Origin of the sequence: Citrobacter sp. TBCS-14 (assembly GCF_005280805.1) — a bacterium.
In the GTDB taxonomy this organism is placed as follows: Bacteria; Pseudomonadota; Gammaproteobacteria; order Enterobacterales; family Enterobacteriaceae; genus Citrobacter; species Citrobacter gillenii.
Genome location: NZ_SZWM01000953.1, coordinates 1 through 499, shown reverse-complemented (window position 1 = coordinate 499; position 499 = coordinate 1). Strand labels below are relative to the sequence as shown.

Below are 499 nucleotides of genomic sequence, written 5' to 3'. Positions count from 1 at the left end.
ACTTCATTACGCATCACAAGAAAGAAGAGTCCGAGACGCTGCAAAGCCAGAAAGTCACCGGTAATGGCATCCCGCCTAAACCGGAAGAACGCTGGCGCTATATCAAAGAGCTGGAAAGCCGTCAGCCTGGCGTGCGTGCGCCTACCGAACCCTCTGCGGGTGGCGAAGTGCTTAACGCCGATCAGTNTGGCGCAAATGCAGGCTGATATGCGTCAACAGCCGACACAGCTCAACGAAGTACCGTGGAACGAACAAACGCCTGAACAGCGCCAGCAAACGCTGCAACGTCAACGTCAGGTGCAACAGCAGCAGTGGAACACTACGCAGCAGCAGGCTCAGCAGCCGCGTCCACGGGCAACGGAACAGCCGTACCAGCAGCCGCAAACGCGTACGGCGCAAACCGCACCGGTGCAACAGCCGAAAGCGCAGCCAAAACCAGTGGCCCAGCAGCCGTATCAGGATCTGTTGCAGACGCCTGCGCACACCACCGCCGCGCAGC

Annotated in this window: 1 pseudogene; it reads left to right on the top strand. The window is 59.6% G+C overall.

Features of this window, described 5'->3' with window-relative positions:
- Positions 1-499, top strand: a pseudogene (locus FDX22_RS30205) (cell division protein FtsN); the annotation flags it as partial.